Here is a 16,824-nt window from a genome sequence, read left to right as displayed (position 1 = left end):
AATCTGAAGTTTCGGGCATCCGCGCGACAATCGACAGCTGCGGCTTTAGTGGGTTCTGGCTGCGGCCAGAGCTCTGCGTAGGTTCATGATGCTGTTCGAAGCGAGCAGCAGCGACGCCGTCCCAAGTGTTTCAAGAAACACCGCTGATATATTGTCACCATTCACGCGCAACGCGTGTCCGACATGTGTCAGCCGCATATCCAACTCGTTGAATCCAGCGAGGTCGTCGTGGTGGTGTGCGCCGCCACACTTGTTGGCCACATAACGGATCGTGGCGTTGCGTGATACGGTGAGGCCAACAAGGCCCAAGCAAGGCTGTAGCAGGAACTTCGACAGTTTGATGTCTGCGAACACGTGCGTGCTAGGGGACCTGGCAACCTGACTTTCAAATTGCGGACGGTGCCCACTGTTGGGTCCTGGCTCCCGGTAGGTGTAGTGCGGGCTATGCAGCTCCCAGATGATAGCCGCCACACGCAAAGAGCACCGCCTCCTCAATTGGAATTCCCTCTAAGACCGGTGCGGGTATCTCGATGGTGTGCCCGAGCAGATGAGCGGTTTGACTGAGCGCGCCGTCGAATAAAAATCGCAGAGAGAGGCTGGCGCGAACCGATTCTGCAACGGCTGGCTTCGCAACACTAAGGAGTTGCTCGAGTGTATCGAGGTGGACGCGGACAACCTCAGTGCGCTGTATGAGTACCCCGGAATTCTGCATTGGCGTCCTCCTGCCGGAAAATGCCGACCTAAGCCTAACGGATAGGACGGTCCGAGTTGTCTATATTTGGTTGGTTTTCCGATACACGACGGCTCTAGCGGCAGCTTCAGGAAAATGCCGACCGATTCGCCACCTTGTGCAGATGCTCCAATCAAGGCATTCGTCATCTCGCAGCATCGGCCCTAGCGCGACGCGGGCGGGCTACGCTGTTCGGGGCTTCGCCCCGCCCGCCAACCCGCCAACCTCGCTACGTCCACTCGCCCTTTTGCCCATGATCCCGCTCCGCATCGAAAGCCTGCTTGCCCTTCGCGGCCCATAGATCCCGCACGTGCTCGCCTTCATGGCTCTGCAGCTTGGCGGCGACCCAAAGCAGAGCGCCGTAGATGGTGGCGCGATCGTCATTGGTCAGCTCGATGATGCCTGCCTTGACTGTGAGGCCGCCGAGTTCAATCAGATGTCGGGTGCGCTTGCGGCGTTCGACCTGCCACGTGCGCATGTCATTGCGAGCCAGAGCCGCCTGCCGGCGATTGAGGGCCACCTTGTTGCGATGGAGCGCTACGCCGGTTGCTTTGAGACGCCGGAGGAGTTCGTCTGGACCCGCTTTCGAAAAACATTGCCCCACGCTTGGCCCACGCCTCACGCTTTGCAGCGTCCTTCGTGTCGGCGATTGCTACGAGTGCCCCGGCGAGTTCGTCGATGCTGAGTTGATCGGCCCCGGTGGCGATCACCAGTTCGCCAAGCTGCTGCACCTTTCGCGTTTTGAGTTCTCGCGCCTTGTCTTCCAGCGCTTTCAGTTCCGTGTCGTAGTCGCGTGGTTTGCGCATGGCTGTCTCCATCGGCTGTCGATTGGAGAATGATAGGGGAGCGCCTTCCGGAAGGCTTTAGGGTTGCCGAGACAGCCCGGGACGGCCTGGTCGCTCCCGAGATTTTTTCGAGGGAGGGCGCGCTTATACGTCGTGCCGACGTGCGCTTTGACGTGCAAATGATCTGGTCGCGATGGCGATCTATCACCTTCATGTCAAAGTCATTGGCCGCAAGGCAGGAAGCAGCGCTGTTGCATCTGCTGCCTACCGCTCAGCCTCGCGGCTGCGCGATGAGCGCATCGAACGCACGCATGACTTCTCGGCCAAGCGCGGTGTGGTCCATTCCGAGGTGATGCTGCCGGACAATGCACCCGAAGCCTGGAGCGACCGGGAACGGCTTTGGAACGACGTCGAAGCCTTCGAGATGCGCAAGGACGCGCAGCTTGCCCGCGAGGTGGAGTTTGCCCTGCCGCGTGAACTAAGCCAGGCGCAAGGCATCGAGCTGGCGCACGACTTCGTTCAGTCCGAGTTCGTCAGTCGGGGCATGGTCGCCGATCTCAATGTGCATTGGGACAGGGCGGAGGATGGCAGTCTCAAACCGCATGCCCATGTCATGCTCGCCATGCGGTCCGTGGATGAGAATGGCTTTGCCGCAAAGGTTCGAGACTGGAACCGCACGGAGTTGGTCGAGCGCTGGCGCGAGCGGTGGGCGGAGCTTGCCAATGAACGCCTGGCCGAACTCGACATCGACGCCCGCATCGATCATCGCAGTCTGGAAGCGCAGGGCATTGGGTTGGAGCCGCAAACCCAGATTGGTGCACCGGCTCAACGCATTGAGGACAGCGGCCTTGCTGCTGGCGACATCGAAGCTGATCGCGCCGAACTGCACCGCGAGATCGCGCGCAACAATGGTGCGCGCATCATTGCCGATCCATCCCTGGCGCTCGATGCCATCACGCATCAGCAATCGACCTTTACCCGAAAGGACATTGCGAAGCTTGCGCATCGCCACAGCGATGGAGTGGAGCAGTTCAACGAGGTGGTGGCAGCCATCAGCAACGCGCCTGATCTGGTCGAACTCGGCAAGGACGGACGCGGTGAAGATCGTTTCACCACGAGGCAATTGATCGAGACCGAACAGCGCCTGCATCGCGCGGCGGAACGAATGGCTGGGGAGAGTCAGCATGCGGTGCGTGACGCACATCGCATGGCAGCTTTGGCGGCTGCCGAACAACGCGGGCTTGTCCTCTCACCCGAGCAGGTAGATGCGGTGGATCACATCACCGATGGCCGCAGTCTTGGTGTAATCATCGGTTTTGCCGGCACCGGTAAGAGCGCCATGCTGGGTGTCGCCCGCCAGGCCTGGGCAGCAGCAGGCTACGAGGTTCGAGGCGCGGCACTTTCTGGCATCGCAGCCGAAAATCTCGAAGGCGGATCTGGTATCCCGTCTCGGACTATCGCCAGCATGGAACATAGCTGGGGACAGGGTCGCGATCTGCTCACCGCGCGTGATGTCCTGGTGATCGACGAGGCGGGCATGGTCGGCACGCGCCAGTTGGAGCGCGTGCTCTCCCGTGCCGCGGATGCTGGCGCGAAGGTCGTGTTGGTCGGCGATCCGCAGCAGTTGCAGGCGATCGAGGCAGGTGCAGCATTCCGTTCGATTCACGAGCGTCACGGCGGCGTCGAGATCGGCCAGGTGCGCCGGCAGCGCCAGGACTGGCAGCGTGAGGCCACGCGCGATCTTGCAACCGGCAGGATCGGCGCTGCAATCGACGCCTATGACGCGCAGGGCATGGTGCACCAGGCTGCGTCGCGCGATGAGGCACGCAGCGATCTTGTCGAGCGCTGGGATCGGGACAGGCATGCAGAGCCTGAAGCGAGCCGTATCATTCTCACCCACACAAACGATGAAGTGCGCGCGCTGAACAAGGCAGCGCGCGAGCGTATGCGCGCTGCTGGAGATCTCGGCGAAGAAGTTCGGGTGGATGTCGAACGCGGTGCAAGACACTTCGCAAACGGCGATCGCGTCATGTTCCTGCGCAACGAGCGGTCGCTCGGTGTCAAGAACGGCACGCTCGGCGTGATCGAAGAGGTCAGCATCCAGAGCATGACGGTTCAAACCGACGACGGCAGGTCTGTGCGGTTCGACCTGAAAGACTACGCACACATCGACCACGGCTATGCCGCGACCATCCATAAGGCCCAGGGCATGACAGTCGACCGCACCCATGTGCTGGCGACGCCAGGGATGGATGCCCATGGCAGCTACGTTGCCCTGTCGCGGCATCGCGACAGGATGGAGCTGCACTACGGCAGCGACGATTTCGGGACACGCGACCGGCTCGTCCGAACGCTGTCGCGCGACCGCGCCAAGGACATGGCGTCGGACTACGACCATGTCGACCCGGCGCAGAGCTATGCGGCGCGGCGCGGCATCACCTTCCGCGAGCGTGTGGTCGAGATCGTCCGCCGGATTGTTCCGGAAAAGCTTCGCGACAGGATCGGCGGGCTGCTCGACGGGTTGCGCTCGCCGGCAGACGTCGAGCCCGATCAGGACCGTAGGACACAGCCGGGAAGCGAAGACGGTCGAGCGCAAAACGGCGACGCCGGCGCCTCGCCTGGAAGAGAAGCGTCCGCCAGGCGTGCGCAGCGCGAAACGGATTTGCCGGTGGACGCGGAGGCGGCGTTGCGCAGCGCTCGCACGAAGGCGCTTGTGCGCCACGCGCGTGCTCTCGACGCTATTATCGGCAGCCGAAATGCGGATGGGCAGGGAACGCCTGAACAGATGCGCGAATTGAGAGACGCGCGCAACGCTTTCGAGAAGGTTCGGCCGCATGGCTGGCGCGATGCCGAAGCGGCCTACGTCAAGAACCCCGAGCTGGTGCGCGAAGCCGGAGCCGGTCGCGTCAACCGCATCGTGCGCGCGCTCCAGCTTGAAACCGAAATCCGCACCGATCCGAGCCGCCGGGCCGATCGTTTCGTGGAAGACTGGCAAAAGCTGAGGAGGACAAGCCAGCGCCAATACGAGGCCGGCGATATGTCCGGCTACAGGTCAACACGCTCGGCCATGTCCGACATGGCCAAGGGCCTCGAGCGCGATCCGCAACTCGAATCGCTACTCGCCAATCATAAGAAGGCGCTTGGCATCGAGGTCGAATCCGGCCGGCGCCTGGGCGCGGAACTCGCGTTCAGCAACGGCATTGGCATCGGGCGTGGCATGGGCATCTGACCCTCCGATTTGCCGCCGTTTCCACGCCCCAGGTCGATGAGATGCCAAATCCGATTGCACGCCAGCCTTGGGTTGTCCTGTCTGGTTCCAGCAGATGCCAAATGTCCTCAGCGAAAGGCGAGGCAGCCATGCCTGAACCGGATCGTATCATTCGCCTTAGGACAGTCCTGGCGCGGACCGGTCTGTCCCGCTCAACCCTCTATCGCAAGATTGCCGAAGGCACGTTTCCGGCTCAGATCAAGATCAGCGTAAACGGGGCCGGCTGGCGGGAATCAGAAGTGAATCAGTGGATCGAAAATCCCGTCGCATGGCGAACAGGATATCAGTGATTGCGCGATAAACGCACGCCCGGGCCGCCGCCATTTTCTGGAATGAATTCAATACCGGCTGCTTCAAATGTGCTCCGAAGTGCTGCGACCGTGCTGCCCTTTAGTTGTTCTCCCCGCTCAAACCGGGCGACCGTGTCAGGTGAAACTCCAGCATTCCGGGCCAAGTCTCTCGTACCCCAGCCGAGGGCAACCCTCGCCATTTTGCACTGGATGATGTTCATTTCGTAACATCGATACGATTTACGTTGATCTGCATCGTCACTTGAGATATCGTAACCCTGATACGATTATGGGAGTCGCTTACTGCGGCTGCTGACGGTGTTACGACCACCTTCAGCAGCCTTGCCACGCCCCAAGCTGTTAGGAGCTCGGATCATGACTGATTCCGACAATAGCACGACTTTGCCTTCCGTCACGACCAGCCGCCGCGATCATCAGACCGCAAATGCGCCCGGACATTTTGATGATACAGACCCAGCAATTTTGCTGCTGCGAGGCTGGTCGCGGGCACAGCACGTTTCGCATGTCCTCTGCCGACTTCAACAACGCCTAGAGAGGCGCGTTCTCAACGCTGCGTCCCCGGACGCGATGGATAAGAAGGTCGGCTATTCGATCGCCTGCCAAGCGGAGGTCGAGGCCACGACTGCTGCCTTGAAGCTTCAGGACAAACTCCCACACATACAGGCGCGGTCACTTCTTGGCATCGTCGCCAAGCTCGAAATCATCGCTGGTGCAGATCGCGACATCGACGATCCAACAGACTTTCCCTGGCCGCATATTTCTTCTGTCCTTGACGACTTGAAGAAAATCGCCGGGAGCCTGCCGCTTGAACGGCCTGAGCGATCTGTCGTTCAGGCGGACTGCAGGCAGTATCAAGCGAGAGCGGCCTACCTAATCGGTCTGGAAAACCAGGCCACTAACCTTCATCTGGGATCCCCCGTGCACCCCTCCCGCATTGGCAGTTGAACAGCCATCAAGCCGGACGCACCATTCAACCGGATCGCCGATTGGCCACTTGGAGACATTCCTGTCACGGTCAGAGTCAAGTTTTTCTTGGGGAGTCGTTGTTGTCCATCAGCGCCGTCAAACTCTTCTTGCTTGGAATAGAAAGTGCAGGAAAGCGTTCTCGAAAACGCCTTGCCAAGGCCCCGACGCCATCCGTTCGCTCGATGGCATGATGGACGAGCAGGGCTGCAACTTGGCGGGCGTTCGCCTTGGCGCCAGGCTCGCGGTTGTTTTCCCGACCCCTTAGTGCGTTAGCCCAGCCTACTTCAGCTTTAGTGGTATCAATATGGCTAAGCACCCGCTGAAACGAAGCTGGAGAGACCTCCCATAGAACCCGTATGAAAGGTAACGCGTCATCGAAAAATGTTGGGCTAGGTTGAGATAGCGAATTGGCAAATGCGAATTCGTGAGGTTTTAGCAAGGTGTCGATCAATTCGGGGTGCGACTGGGCGAAATTCGCGAGAATGACACAAGCAAAATCCCAGTGAGAATGTCCATAGCTGGTTAGGCCTATGGTGCGCTCGGATTGCACGTGCCTATATGCAACCTCCGGTGCCATCGCAGCTAATTTAGGCGATAGATTTATTATGCGGGCCTCATTTTGTACAATTAGCGAAACGATTTTAGGTCGCGCAGAATCTTGTCCATAAGCGATGCCAAGCAACATTTCAGCATCATGGATTGACGTTTCCCAATCATCACCGATCGTCGTGTTGATCTGCCCCCAATCAATCTTATTAACGACCGCAGCAAACTTCTTGGGGTCACCTTGCGCACGAAGCTTAAGAGGCCTGCGGCTGACTGGAAATTGCGTTTTGGTGTGGCGGAGATTTTTGCCGCGAGGTTGTCCGTGGACCAACGCGCGCAAAGTTGACGTCCGACAGTTCGCATCCGCGCTGTCGCAGCTAGCTTTCCGACATAAATGCCAAGGGGATCGAAAAGCCGCAGCGAATGCCAAACTATCTCGTCGAGTTCATGAAAGGATCCAACCGGATTGTCGGAAATACGATGCGCAATCGCAGGGATCAGAGCTTCGATGAGATCGAGTCCGAATTCGGTGTCAAGGTAGGTAAAATGGCGGCAGAAATCTGCCGCCGCCGAAATATAAATTTCCGCTGGCCAAGTTCCAACCAGGCGTAGGCAGCTCGAACGATCGATGGTTTTTAGATATTTTTCTCTCCAGGCGTTGTGCTGGGTAGCGCCCATCGTTGAGATCATCTCGGCGAGCTCACTAGCATAGCCATGTGAGGCCTGATTTATTGTGTTCGCTAGGTGAGCCGGATCGACTTGTTCGACAATCTCGCCTGCCAAAGCAGGATCGGTATTTTGCACATGGTTCATGAGCCGACCGAGAGCGTAGCCTGTGCCCTCCGCTGCGTCATTAAGCCATCCCACAACGATCGAACGATGCTCACTTATCAGTGCCATATCGTCTTCCACGAAACGGCCTATGCTGTCGAGCAACCAACAGGACGCCCGAATAGTCGCGGCTTCCGACGCAGACCAGATTCGTACCAGCAACGGATCAAGCGAACCCCGTTTGATAAGATGTGTCCATCGGCCAAATTCGCCAGTACGGCAAAGTTCGTCGAGCAGCACGTTAACGCCAATAAGAGGCATTGTCGCATCGGCAAGAACAGCTTGAAGCATTGCACCGATCGTATGGCGACCCGTTGTGTCTTGCCCTTCGAGAATACGGCCCAGTAGAACAGCTGCTAGACGCTGATGTGGGCAGCGTAAATCATCAGAATTAACCAATAGCCGCTGCGTAACGAGCCATTCGAGGGCGGCATTCACATCAGCAGTAATCCCAACAGACTTAAGGAGGGTGGTAAGTTCGTCCTGACTGCAGCGTGCGTCGCGTGTGGCTAGCTGCCGTATCGCTGCTGCAGCCAGTACGAGGTCTGAGCCAGCCGCTCGCGCCGAACCGGCGATTGCCTCAGCCCGCCGCCAACCACCGCCCAGAATAAAGCAGAATTGCCAAGGGAACTCTGCTTCCTCCGCCTGCGCCAAGCGATCTTCTAGGCGTTCGTCGCCAGGACCATCACCAATTCGATCGTCCGCGCTTCGGACGGCACGGAAAGTCCGGTCGCGCTCCTTTCGTAGCCCAGTGGCAATCACATTGACCGCTCGCCTACTGTCGAGCTGGATCGTCCCCGGTACCATCGTCTTTTGGTCTGTGATTGTGTGGGTGCTTAGAACCCATCTAGTTGAGGTGGTTGCCTGTTCCGCCCGGAGCAATAAGCCAGGCTGTGTCAAGTGTGCGTCGTCGACCAAATGTAAAATCGGTTGCGCATCCTCGATCAGTGGTAGGATCGGAACGTCGGGATTTGCCAGTCGAACTACCCGCCAGCCGTGCAAATGCGCCATCTTCGCAGTTTGCAAAGCGCAGATCGACTTTCCTGCCCCAGCAACTCCCGCCAACCTTGCCGACCCTGCACGTTGGAGGTCGTGAAAAAGTGTTGCCGCTTCAGGCAAGACAGGGCATGCCTCGACGTCGGCTGGGCCAAGCGGCCGCCCCATAAGAGCAGGGCCGAGATCACGCGGGGTGTCAAATGTCACATCCAGCCACAGCTGATCCTGTTCTCTCACTGTCCGAGCTTTCGCGGCCGTAAGAGCAGCCTTCTTAAAATCTGCCAATTCTCCGGCACTCGGAAACTCGCGTAGTGCAGCTAGCACGTCAGCCAGATTGCCGGCGTGTTCCGGATAAAATTCCTGAACTACCAGCCGATTCTCAGACAGGAGGGCCAGGATCGTTTCCCAGCCGATGACGGCAACAGGAAACTTCCCACTGCGGACCCTATCTTCGCAAATCTTCCGAGCGTGCTCTTGCAATGGGGCGTCATTAGGTGCCGTCGTTGCAAACGTCCAATGCGCTAGGGTAGGCTCAAAGCCTTCGGCTTTCGTTAGCTCAATATCGAATTCGTCGATCGTCGCCTTAACGTTATAGGCAATACTCTTGCCCTTGCATTGAACTCCGTGGAAGCTTCCAGGAGACTGAGATGGCGTACCATAGACATCAACACCATTCTGCGGCTGACCCGTTCGGCCGTTCTTCTGCGCAAACGAATCTTTCCATATGGCAGCAAACAGCGCTCGAGTTAGGTCTTCAAACTTATCCCAAGACTTTGGTGGGGCGATCTGCTTATCCAGGAAATCCATGGCTCAGCGTAAGGCGCGCCGATTCAAAACGGAAAGGAAATTGTCATTCAATCCCCAAGATGAGTGTCAATTCATGACAATCCCGGCCCATCCTAACGTCTAGGCGGAACGGCACGTCGCTGCCATTTGGTCTTGAATAGTTCGTCTACCTTGCGGGAGTTTTCAGCTAGATCAGCATCCTCATACCACTTCTCCACCAGCGGGAGCGCCGCATCGACAGGCGCTGATGTGCTGATGTCGTCCACGATGACGTACCATCGATCGCGCTTCGAATCGTACTTGTGTTTTTGCCCGATTGCCTCAGCGGCCAACCATATTTTGTCGTTCAGATTCCGGCAAACCAAATAGGTAACGCCACCCGTTTCTGTTAAGATAGAGAACGATTTCATCTCCTTGCCCGCCGCAACTTCTTCTCGGATTGCCAGCACGGTCTTAGATAAGTCCGTCAGAGAGCCATAGGAAAAATCATAGAGGTCGATGACTACCGATGCCAGTTCGGGAGGTGCCGTCTTCAGGCTCTTGAACAATTCGGAGATAACCGGAATGTCCAACCGCTCAAGGATGCTAACTGGGCGAACCGTCTTCACCCCGACATCCTGCGGCATCATAAAATCCTCGACGATTTCGGCAAAATCCTTCTCAAGATGCATGAAGTCATATTCAGGATCCATCGCCAGTTTGTATTTCAAATGATAGCCGAGAAAATTGTATTCACTATCCGAATGCATCTTATCAAAAACGTCCGAGCGGCACTTAAGGTAGTAAAGAAACTCGATGGGCGTTGGCAGCATGCGCGCCACACAATCGAGAACGCCTAGGTCCCAAATGACAGGCGCGATCCTGTCGCTTCTCTTCAGCATGATGTTTGAGAGAAACGTCGCAGCAGGAAAAGCGTCGCTCAGCATGACGGCAGGGAACACCCGCACCGTTGGCGGGAACGTCAGTGCCTTGCCGTCTTTCGTTTTGCATTCCGCTCCGGCCTGGACTAGCTCGGCAAACTCGTAGGCTTGGCGGTATGGGGCTTGAATGGCGCCTTCGAAATCCTTGTTTAATGCCTCTTCATCACCCGCTCTTGCCGTTAACGTCACACGCTTGGATTTCGCCTGCACGACGATCACGAACTCGCCGTAAACTATGAGCGCGTCGGCTTCGCCGGCTGTCTTCTTTTTGCTTGGCTGGATCGTGACGTTCTCATACACATTCGCCGCGCCGAATACCGATCGAAAGAGGTCAGCAGCTGCTTTCTCCAGAAAGGCACCTCGATGCTTGGCTGCTATGTCGACATATGTCTTGTCGGCTATCATCCAATAGATCGGGCTCTCGTAGACGCTCTCAGCCAGCCTGTATGCGTTTGGTGCATAGAGATGCTCCCCAATATCGATCAGCGGCGCAAGATTGGCTTGATTCACAACAAACGCAGACGTGAAGTTGGCATTTGCGTTTGTGGCAGGGGTTGCGAACTTGGCGATGAAGGCCTTCGCCTTGCTGGCACCGAATTTCTTGATCAACTCGGCTTTGGCGATCAAGAGGCTGTCCGTTAAATCTGCCTTGGTCGGAACAGTTCCATCCTCCTTCGTCGCGTTGATCGCTGACATCTGCCGCGATGTATGCTCCATGATGAACCGAGCAATTTCGACCATTGGACGCGCTGAGAGCCCAGCATTGCGGATCAGCCATTCAAAATCATCGCGATATCGGTCTCGGGCAAAACGCTCTAGCTGATGGAGAAAGAAGCTGTCAGCACCGTAATAAATGGCTTCCCGAGCCGCGGCGCCCAGAGCCCTTTCGATCTTTCCAGGATCACTGAAATCCGGCATCGAATCCAATGTGAGCCGGTCGTGGAATTCCCTGAGAAGTCTGTCAGCTTTGTCTGCAAAATCGCTGTCAGGATTGACGATGGAGTAAGTGCAATCCGACGCGGACTGAACCATTAGCCCGAGCAAGAGCATGAACTCATTGCTGTTTAGCTTGGTGGTAGACCAGCGCTTTTCTGGATCGTCGGCAACCTTACCTTCTCGCAAATCAATAGCAACGATCCAATCGCGATACATGATGGCGGAAATATCATGCAATGTCCCGGGGCTCTGCGCGAGAACACGCAAGTCGTCGAATATATTTTCGAGAGAACGCGCCTTTGGTCGCCCTGGGTTTTCCAATTCAATGTTTGTCATGTCGCGCCAATTCTTATGTGGGCTAGAGCTATTGGGCCAAAGAATCGACTCGCTCACCACTTAACATCGAGGTCGTCGTCGTAGAGCATACTTGGCAACATACCCATCATCACGTGGTCGGGCAGGATGCGAGTAGCTCGCTTCTTATGGACTTCGAACCCGGGGTATGCATCCCCAATGACCTGCTTGAAGAACGTCTGCGTGCGAGGCTTCAGGCATTCCGTAATTTCCCACAGAAATGCGTGGACGGCTTCGTAATCGGACACGATCTCTTCGGGTCGATGAATCGCTTCGAGATGCTCGAAGAACCTTTCGAAATGGTTTCCTGGCATATTGAAGAGCGGGCGTCTGCCGTCGAAATAGACCACCTCGATCTGCTCGCGGATAGGATCGACATTACCGTGCAATGCGAAATTTCTCTTATCGATGACTCGCATGAAATGCGCATAGGCATTGGTGCTTTTGTCGATATCGCGTGCAAAGCCATCGCAATGCTGGCTGAGCAGCGCGAGGCGGTCGGGAATCTTGGCCCGGATGAAGGCCTGATAGGCCTCAGGGGCATTCCTGATTTCATCGCGGGTGAACATGAGGATCACCATATTGATGAAGGCCTCGGCCATAACCGGCATCAGAAGGTGAAGCTTTAGACAGTTCCCGAAGAGGTCGTTCGCACGTGTGGATACTCCTTGCATGGCTTTTTCTAAAGTTTTCAGCCGCGATTTGGCACCTGGCGATCTTTTTGGAAAAGCCGTCTTTGCCGGGGCATCGATAATAGCTGCGTGCAAGTCGGCGCACAGGCCCGCGATACTGACAAACTTGTTCTGGAAGACGACGAATTTTTCTAGGCTCTGTAGTACGGCAGATTTCTGCGGACCGATCCTCGCATAGTCCGTTCTAATACCGACAATCAGGTCCCGCCACTGCTGGTGCGTGAGCGCCTCGCCGACCATGATATGAATCTCGCGCGACATGCCCAAGATATACACGTCGGTCTCGCCGGCCTTGAGGCTGTAGTCCCAGTGTATCCAGTTATCGCTGTCATCCTTGCGCAGGAAGTTTTGAAAACCGTTCGGTTCGCCAAAGCGAGCTTTCAGATAACAGTAGATGTCCACCGGCCTAAGCCGTGACCTGACCGCGAGAATGGCGCCGCCTTTCTTCTTCTTAGGTTTCCTGTCGCGCGTAACCCATTCCACCACTTCCTGCCGGGTAGCTGCCCGCCATTCACTGATGTTGAGGCAAGCAGGCTCTTTGACAGCCTGCCTCTTCTTTCGATGGGATTTACGCACGATCGTCACAAATATTCAGCGTGTAACGTGTGTGTCGGAGTTCACCAGTTCTTGTCAGCGCACTCTTGGCAACCAGATCCTGCAGGTCCCTCGTCGCCGTAGCGCGTGACGCCTGGGTGATGGCGATGTAATTCTCGGCGCTAAGACCGCCCTTGAAGCCGTCGATACCTTCGCGGAACATTCGAGCGATGACTTTTTCCTGGCGCTCGTTGAACTGATCCCGATGGCGCTCGTAGAATTTGGCCTTGGCGACGGAGAATTCGACACGAGCAAGCGTTACGCGCTGCGCTTCGAGGATCGTGTCGGCGAAATATAGCAGCCAGTCGGTAATCGCGTTGCTCTTGTTGCTGGCTTCCAGCCGGTCGTAATAAGCCTTGCGATGACGTTCGATCGTATAGGCCAGCGCGATGAGACTCGGCTCGCCCAGATTTTGCGCCAGCGCCTTTTCGCAAAGCGCGCGTCCTATGCGGCCGTTGCCGTCTTCGAACGGATGGATGCTCTCAAAATAGAGGTGTGCGATACCGGCGCGCGTCAGCGCAGGGATCGGAGTCTTGCCCTTGGGGGCAGTATCGTTGAACCAGATGGCAAAGGCGTCCATTTCCGCCTTCACGCGCGACGAGGGTGGCGCCTCGAAATGCACTTTGGGCTTGTCCAGCCGGCTAGAGACGATCTGCATGGCATCGGCATGCTGGCGATAGTTGCCGATCGTCTCGATGCGCCGCTCGCCGGACATCACCATTTTGTGCCAGGCATAGAGCGCGCGATGCGAGAGCGGGTTGGCAAAATGCAGATACACGTCGGCCATCATTTCAGCGATGCCCCGCTCGGCGGGCGGGATGCGCCCATTCTCGCCTCCGAGCCCAAGCTGCTGCCGCAAGGACGATTGCAGGCTCTCGCGGTTGAGGTACTCCCCTTCGATGGCGGATGTCTTCAAGGCCTCTTCGCTGATTAGATCGATGCGGATCTGGTCGCGGTCATCGCGGCCGACATGGCGAAACACGCCCAAGAACTCGCCCGATCGCAATAGGAACTCGCTTTCCAGCGGGTCCAATGCCATCTTGTCGTAGGTAAAATGCGGCCAGTCGGCCTGCTCCCAATTCCATGCCATGAGCTATAGAGCGCCTTTCTATAACTCATGATAGCGGAAACGGTGAGCTATAGCAATCTTATCTATGCCTCAGCTGGCACCCATTAGATGGTCTCCGGCCGCCTCCAGAAATTCGACATATCGACCGTGAAGGAAACCATAATCGCATGAGTACAGTTGGGCCACCGAGATACACCATGGCCAAACGCTTGAGCCCCAAGCTGAACCGGCCGCAACCACCGGTAAGTTGGCGGGGAACGGGCAATACTCGACAGTGATCGGTCTTAGGGTGCCCGAACACACGTCCGATTGCTTCCGTGGCGCTTCCGCGACGAGTTTCAGCCCTCTTCTCGCGGAAAAGAGGCCTTGCTAACCACCTGTTTTCACAGTATAAAAGTGGCGCACCCGGCAGGATTCGAACCTGCGACCTCTGCCTTCGGAGGGCAGCGCTCTATCCAGCTGAGCTACGGGTGCTTCCCGGGTAACCGGAAAACGAACCGGCCGGTGAGCCGGCCAGCCACGGCTTCTTAGCGGAAGCCGCAGCACGCTTCAACGGGCAATTGGCGATTGTGCGAGGCATGGTGGGGTGATTGTCTGACCGATACGCCGTCGGATAGGGCGCTCCCCTCTCCGTCTCGGCTTCGCCGAGCCACCTCTCCCCATCGCCTAGCCCACTTCGTGGGGCGAGGAACTGCACCTCACCCCTCCGCCCCCACCTTCGCCGTCTTGCGCCTTACCGCCCGTGTCGCGCGCTTCACCTTCTTCGCGGCGGTCAGCTCGTGCATGGCATCGAGCTGCATCTGCTGCATCTCGGCCAGGCGCTGCCATTGGCGCGAGATGAGGTAGTCGAGCTTTTCGTGCAGGTGCCGCACTTCCAGCTCGGCCTTCAGGTTCACCCGGTAGTCGTTGAAGGAGCGCAGCCGGTCTTTGGCTTCCTGGCGCTTCTGGCTCATCATGATCACCGGCGCCTGGATGGCGGCGATGCAGGAGAGCAGCAGATTGAGCAGGATGAACGGATAGGGGTCGAAGGCGCTGGTCGTGCCGGCGATCAGGTTGATGCCGATCCACAGCAAAAGCACCGCCGCGAAGGAGATCAGAAACCACCAGCTGCCGCCGAACTCGGCCATGGTGTCGGAGACGCGGTCGGGGAAGGAGCGGTGCTCCTCATATTCCTCTTCCGAGTTCTCCGAGATCGTGTCCTGCTTGGCGATCGATTCCACCACCTGGCGGTCGAGCTCGGAGAATTCGCCGTGCTCCTGCTGCAGCAATTCCTCCATGTAGCGCATGCGGTAGCGGCCGAGCTCCTCGCGGCTGATGCGGGCGCCGCGCGGCAGGTCGGGATGGTCGGAGCGGATGCGGTCGGCGAGGCTGGGCCTCAGATCGTCGATGCGCACCAGGTCGCGCTTGCGGAATTTCCGCCCCGATATCGCCGAGGGTTTTTTCTTGGGCTTGATCCGGGCGGTGCCCGGAACATGCGGTTCGGCTTGCGGCTCGGAATCCGGCACCTCCGGCGCTTCGAGGATCTCGTCGGCGGCTGCCTGCGCATCCTCCGGCACGGTTTCCGCCTCGAGATATTCGCCGGCGACGTCGTTCTCGTTGTCAGCCTGGATTTGCGCGGATGCCTTCGGGTCGCCTGCCATGGTCGGTGCTCCTGTTTCGAGGCTTTGCGGCTACGATACGCCAAGCCGGCGCGGCATATCCATGGTGAGTGTGAAGAGTGTGTGACGGAACAAGTTCTTGTGATGGGGGCGGGCGTTGCGTTCTTCGCAGTCCTTCCCGCCGCGATCGCATAGGTTGGCGCAGCCCCCGCTCCGTCTCGGCGCTGCGCGCCGAGCCACCTCTCCCCCGCTTTGCGGGGGCGAGGAAACGCTAACCGTAGATGGCGCGCCGCTCGCAAGCTTGGGTTCCTCGCCCCGCGGAGCGGGGAGAGGTGGCTCGGCGAAGCCGAGACGGAGAGGGGAGCACCGCCCGCGAATTCTCACCCCCCCTGGCGCAATCGTCTCCGCCGCCTGGCCTTGATGCATATCAAACTGGCCCCTGTGGCGGGCCTGATAGGCTGACTATATCGAAACCAGGCCTGAGCGTTCAGGCTCCCGCCACCTGGGCGCGCGCGGCGCCCCGAGAAATGAGGGATCGCCACCATGTACAAGAAAATCCTCATCGCCACCGACGGCTCCGAACTCGCCCAGAAGGGCGTCGCCCACGGGCTGGAGCTGGCCAAAGGGCTTGGCGCCAGCGTCGCCTTCGTCACGGTCTCCGAGCCTTTCCCGGCGCTGGCCTGGGGCGGCGCCATGGCCGGCTATGTCGCCGCCGACGAGCTGGTCAATTACGAGGAGCGCGCGCGCAAATACGCGCGCGAGCTGCTCGACAAGTGCAAGGCCGAGGCGGATGCGAAGGGCGTCGGCTCGAAGACCGTGCATATCGAGAACCGCACCCCCGCCGAGGCGATCCTCGAAGTCGCCGCCAGCGAGGGCAGCGACATCATCGTCATGGCCTCGCACGGCCGCCGCGGGCTGGGCCGCCTGGTGCTGGGCAGCCAGACGGCGGAAGTGGTGTCGCTGACGACGATCCCGGTGCTGGTGGTTCGGTAGGGTCTACGTATAGGGGCGCGCCACTTTCGTTTCGTCATTCCAGGGCGGAGCGACGCAAAGCGTCGCGCAGACCCTGGAATCCATGCCGTTACGCCGGCCGAGGAATGCACCGGCGCAGAAAGAGGCTGCCTACGCTGATGCTTGGATGCCAGGGTCTGCGCCGCTGCATCGCTCACAGGTCACGGCATGGATTCCAGGGTCTGCGCGCGTCGCTTCGCTCCTTGCTCCGCCCTGGAATGACGAAGCAATGGCTTCGCCGACCTTCAGGCGTCCTTGTGGAAGAGCGTCAGGTGCTCCTCGTGATCCGCCGCCCTACTGCGTCGGCAGCAGCGGCGCGCCGGGCGACGCCAGATCCGGCGACGGAAAGTCGGACGCCGACGAACCCGGCACCGCCGACGCGGGCGTCGCCTGCTGCGGCGGCAACCCTGGCAACGCCGAGTCCGCCGGTG

At 58.5% G+C, this 16,824-nt stretch carries 15 protein-coding genes and 1 tRNA gene; 4 read left to right on the top strand and 12 right to left on the bottom strand.

The window, feature by feature from the left end:
- Positions 1-45: 45 nt before the first annotated feature.
- The 4 genes from EJ069_RS23065 to EJ069_RS23050 all read right to left on the bottom strand — a co-directional run bounded on the left by EJ069_RS23065 (position 46) and on the right by EJ069_RS23050 (position 1,536).
- Positions 46-354, bottom strand: coding sequence for a hypothetical protein (locus EJ069_RS23065; protein ID WP_126063269.1), 309 nt, complete (start codon positions 352-354; stop codon positions 46-48).
- A gap of 88 nt (positions 355-442) precedes the next feature.
- A complete protein-coding gene (locus tag EJ069_RS23060) occupies positions 443-712 on the bottom strand; it encodes a hypothetical protein (RefSeq protein ID WP_126063268.1) in 270 nt (89 codons plus the stop codon).
- Positions 713-959: 247 nt separating this feature from the next.
- A complete protein-coding gene (locus tag EJ069_RS23055) occupies positions 960-1,208 on the bottom strand; it encodes a conjugal transfer protein TraD (protein WP_126063267.1) in 249 nt (82 codons plus the stop codon).
- 1 nt (position 1,209) lies between these two features.
- On the bottom strand, positions 1,210-1,536 hold the full coding sequence (locus EJ069_RS23050; RefSeq protein ID WP_126063266.1) for a conjugal transfer protein TraD: 327 nt from the start codon (positions 1,534-1,536) through the stop codon (positions 1,210-1,212).
- Positions 1,537-1,708: 172 nt separating this feature from the next.
- Between EJ069_RS23050 and traA the strand changes: the two genes are divergently transcribed.
- Entirely contained in the window at positions 1,709-4,744 is a 3,036-nt protein-coding gene (gene traA / locus EJ069_RS23045) for a Ti-type conjugative transfer relaxase TraA (protein WP_126063265.1), read from the top strand.
- 128 nt (positions 4,745-4,872) lie between these two features.
- A complete protein-coding gene (locus EJ069_RS23040; RefSeq protein WP_126063264.1) occupies positions 4,873-5,073 on the top strand; it encodes an AlpA family transcriptional regulator in 201 nt (66 codons plus the stop codon).
- Here EJ069_RS23040 and EJ069_RS23035 read toward each other — a convergent pair.
- Positions 5,067-5,294: a helix-turn-helix transcriptional regulator gene (locus EJ069_RS23035; RefSeq protein ID WP_210211306.1), complete on the bottom strand. Its 228-nt coding sequence runs from the start codon at positions 5,292-5,294 to the stop codon at positions 5,067-5,069. The two genes, EJ069_RS23040 and EJ069_RS23035, sit on opposite strands and share 7 nt — an antisense overlap.
- 154 nt (positions 5,295-5,448) lie before the next feature.
- On the opposite strand from EJ069_RS23035, the gene EJ069_RS23030 reads away from it, so the two are divergent.
- Positions 5,449-6,039, top strand: a complete 591-nt coding sequence (locus EJ069_RS23030) for a hypothetical protein (RefSeq protein WP_126063263.1) — start codon at positions 5,449-5,451, stop codon at positions 6,037-6,039.
- A 76-nt stretch (positions 6,040-6,115) separates the two neighbouring features.
- Here EJ069_RS23030 and EJ069_RS33030 read toward each other — a convergent pair whose 3' ends face one another.
- From EJ069_RS33030 to EJ069_RS23000, 7 genes are all read right to left on the bottom strand, one after another.
- Positions 6,116-6,745 carry a hypothetical protein gene (locus EJ069_RS33030; RefSeq protein ID WP_210211305.1) on the bottom strand — a complete coding sequence of 210 codons (630 nt, stop codon included), beginning with the start codon at positions 6,743-6,745 and terminating at the stop codon, positions 6,116-6,118.
- Entirely contained in the window at positions 6,688-9,240 is a 2,553-nt protein-coding gene (locus tag EJ069_RS23025) for a hypothetical protein (protein WP_210211304.1), read from the bottom strand. Before EJ069_RS23025 ends, EJ069_RS33030 begins: the two co-directional genes overlap by 58 nt.
- A gap of 92 nt (positions 9,241-9,332) precedes the next feature.
- On the bottom strand, positions 9,333-11,411 hold the full coding sequence (locus tag EJ069_RS23020) for a nuclease-related domain-containing protein (protein ID WP_210211303.1): 2,079 nt from the start codon (positions 11,409-11,411) through the stop codon (positions 9,333-9,335).
- 53 nt (positions 11,412-11,464) lie between these two features.
- Complete coding sequence (locus EJ069_RS23015) at positions 11,465-12,706, bottom strand: hypothetical protein (protein ID WP_126063262.1); 1,242 nt, start codon at positions 12,704-12,706, stop codon at positions 11,465-11,467.
- Entirely contained in the window at positions 12,690-13,805 is a 1,116-nt protein-coding gene (locus EJ069_RS23010) for a Fic family protein (protein ID WP_126063261.1), read from the bottom strand. Before EJ069_RS23010 ends, EJ069_RS23015 begins: the two co-directional genes overlap by 17 nt.
- A gap of 376 nt (positions 13,806-14,181) precedes the next feature.
- Positions 14,182-14,258: transfer RNA gene (locus EJ069_RS23005), tRNA-Arg, on the bottom strand.
- A gap of 224 nt (positions 14,259-14,482) precedes the next feature.
- Complete coding sequence (locus EJ069_RS23000) at positions 14,483-15,424, bottom strand: DUF1003 domain-containing protein (RefSeq protein WP_126063260.1); 942 nt, start codon at positions 15,422-15,424, stop codon at positions 14,483-14,485.
- A 501-nt stretch (positions 15,425-15,925) separates the two neighbouring features.
- Between EJ069_RS23000 and EJ069_RS22990 the strand changes: the two genes are divergently transcribed.
- Positions 15,926-16,375, top strand: a complete 450-nt coding sequence (locus EJ069_RS22990) for a universal stress protein (RefSeq protein ID WP_126063259.1) — start codon at positions 15,926-15,928, stop codon at positions 16,373-16,375.
- The last annotated feature ends 449 nt before the right edge of the window (positions 16,376-16,824 follow it).

This window comes from Mesorhizobium sp. M2A.F.Ca.ET.043.05.1.1 (assembly GCF_003952445.1).
In the GTDB taxonomy this organism is placed as follows: domain Bacteria; phylum Pseudomonadota; class Alphaproteobacteria; order Rhizobiales; family Rhizobiaceae; genus Mesorhizobium.
This window is presented reverse-complemented; position numbering and strand designations above follow the sequence as displayed.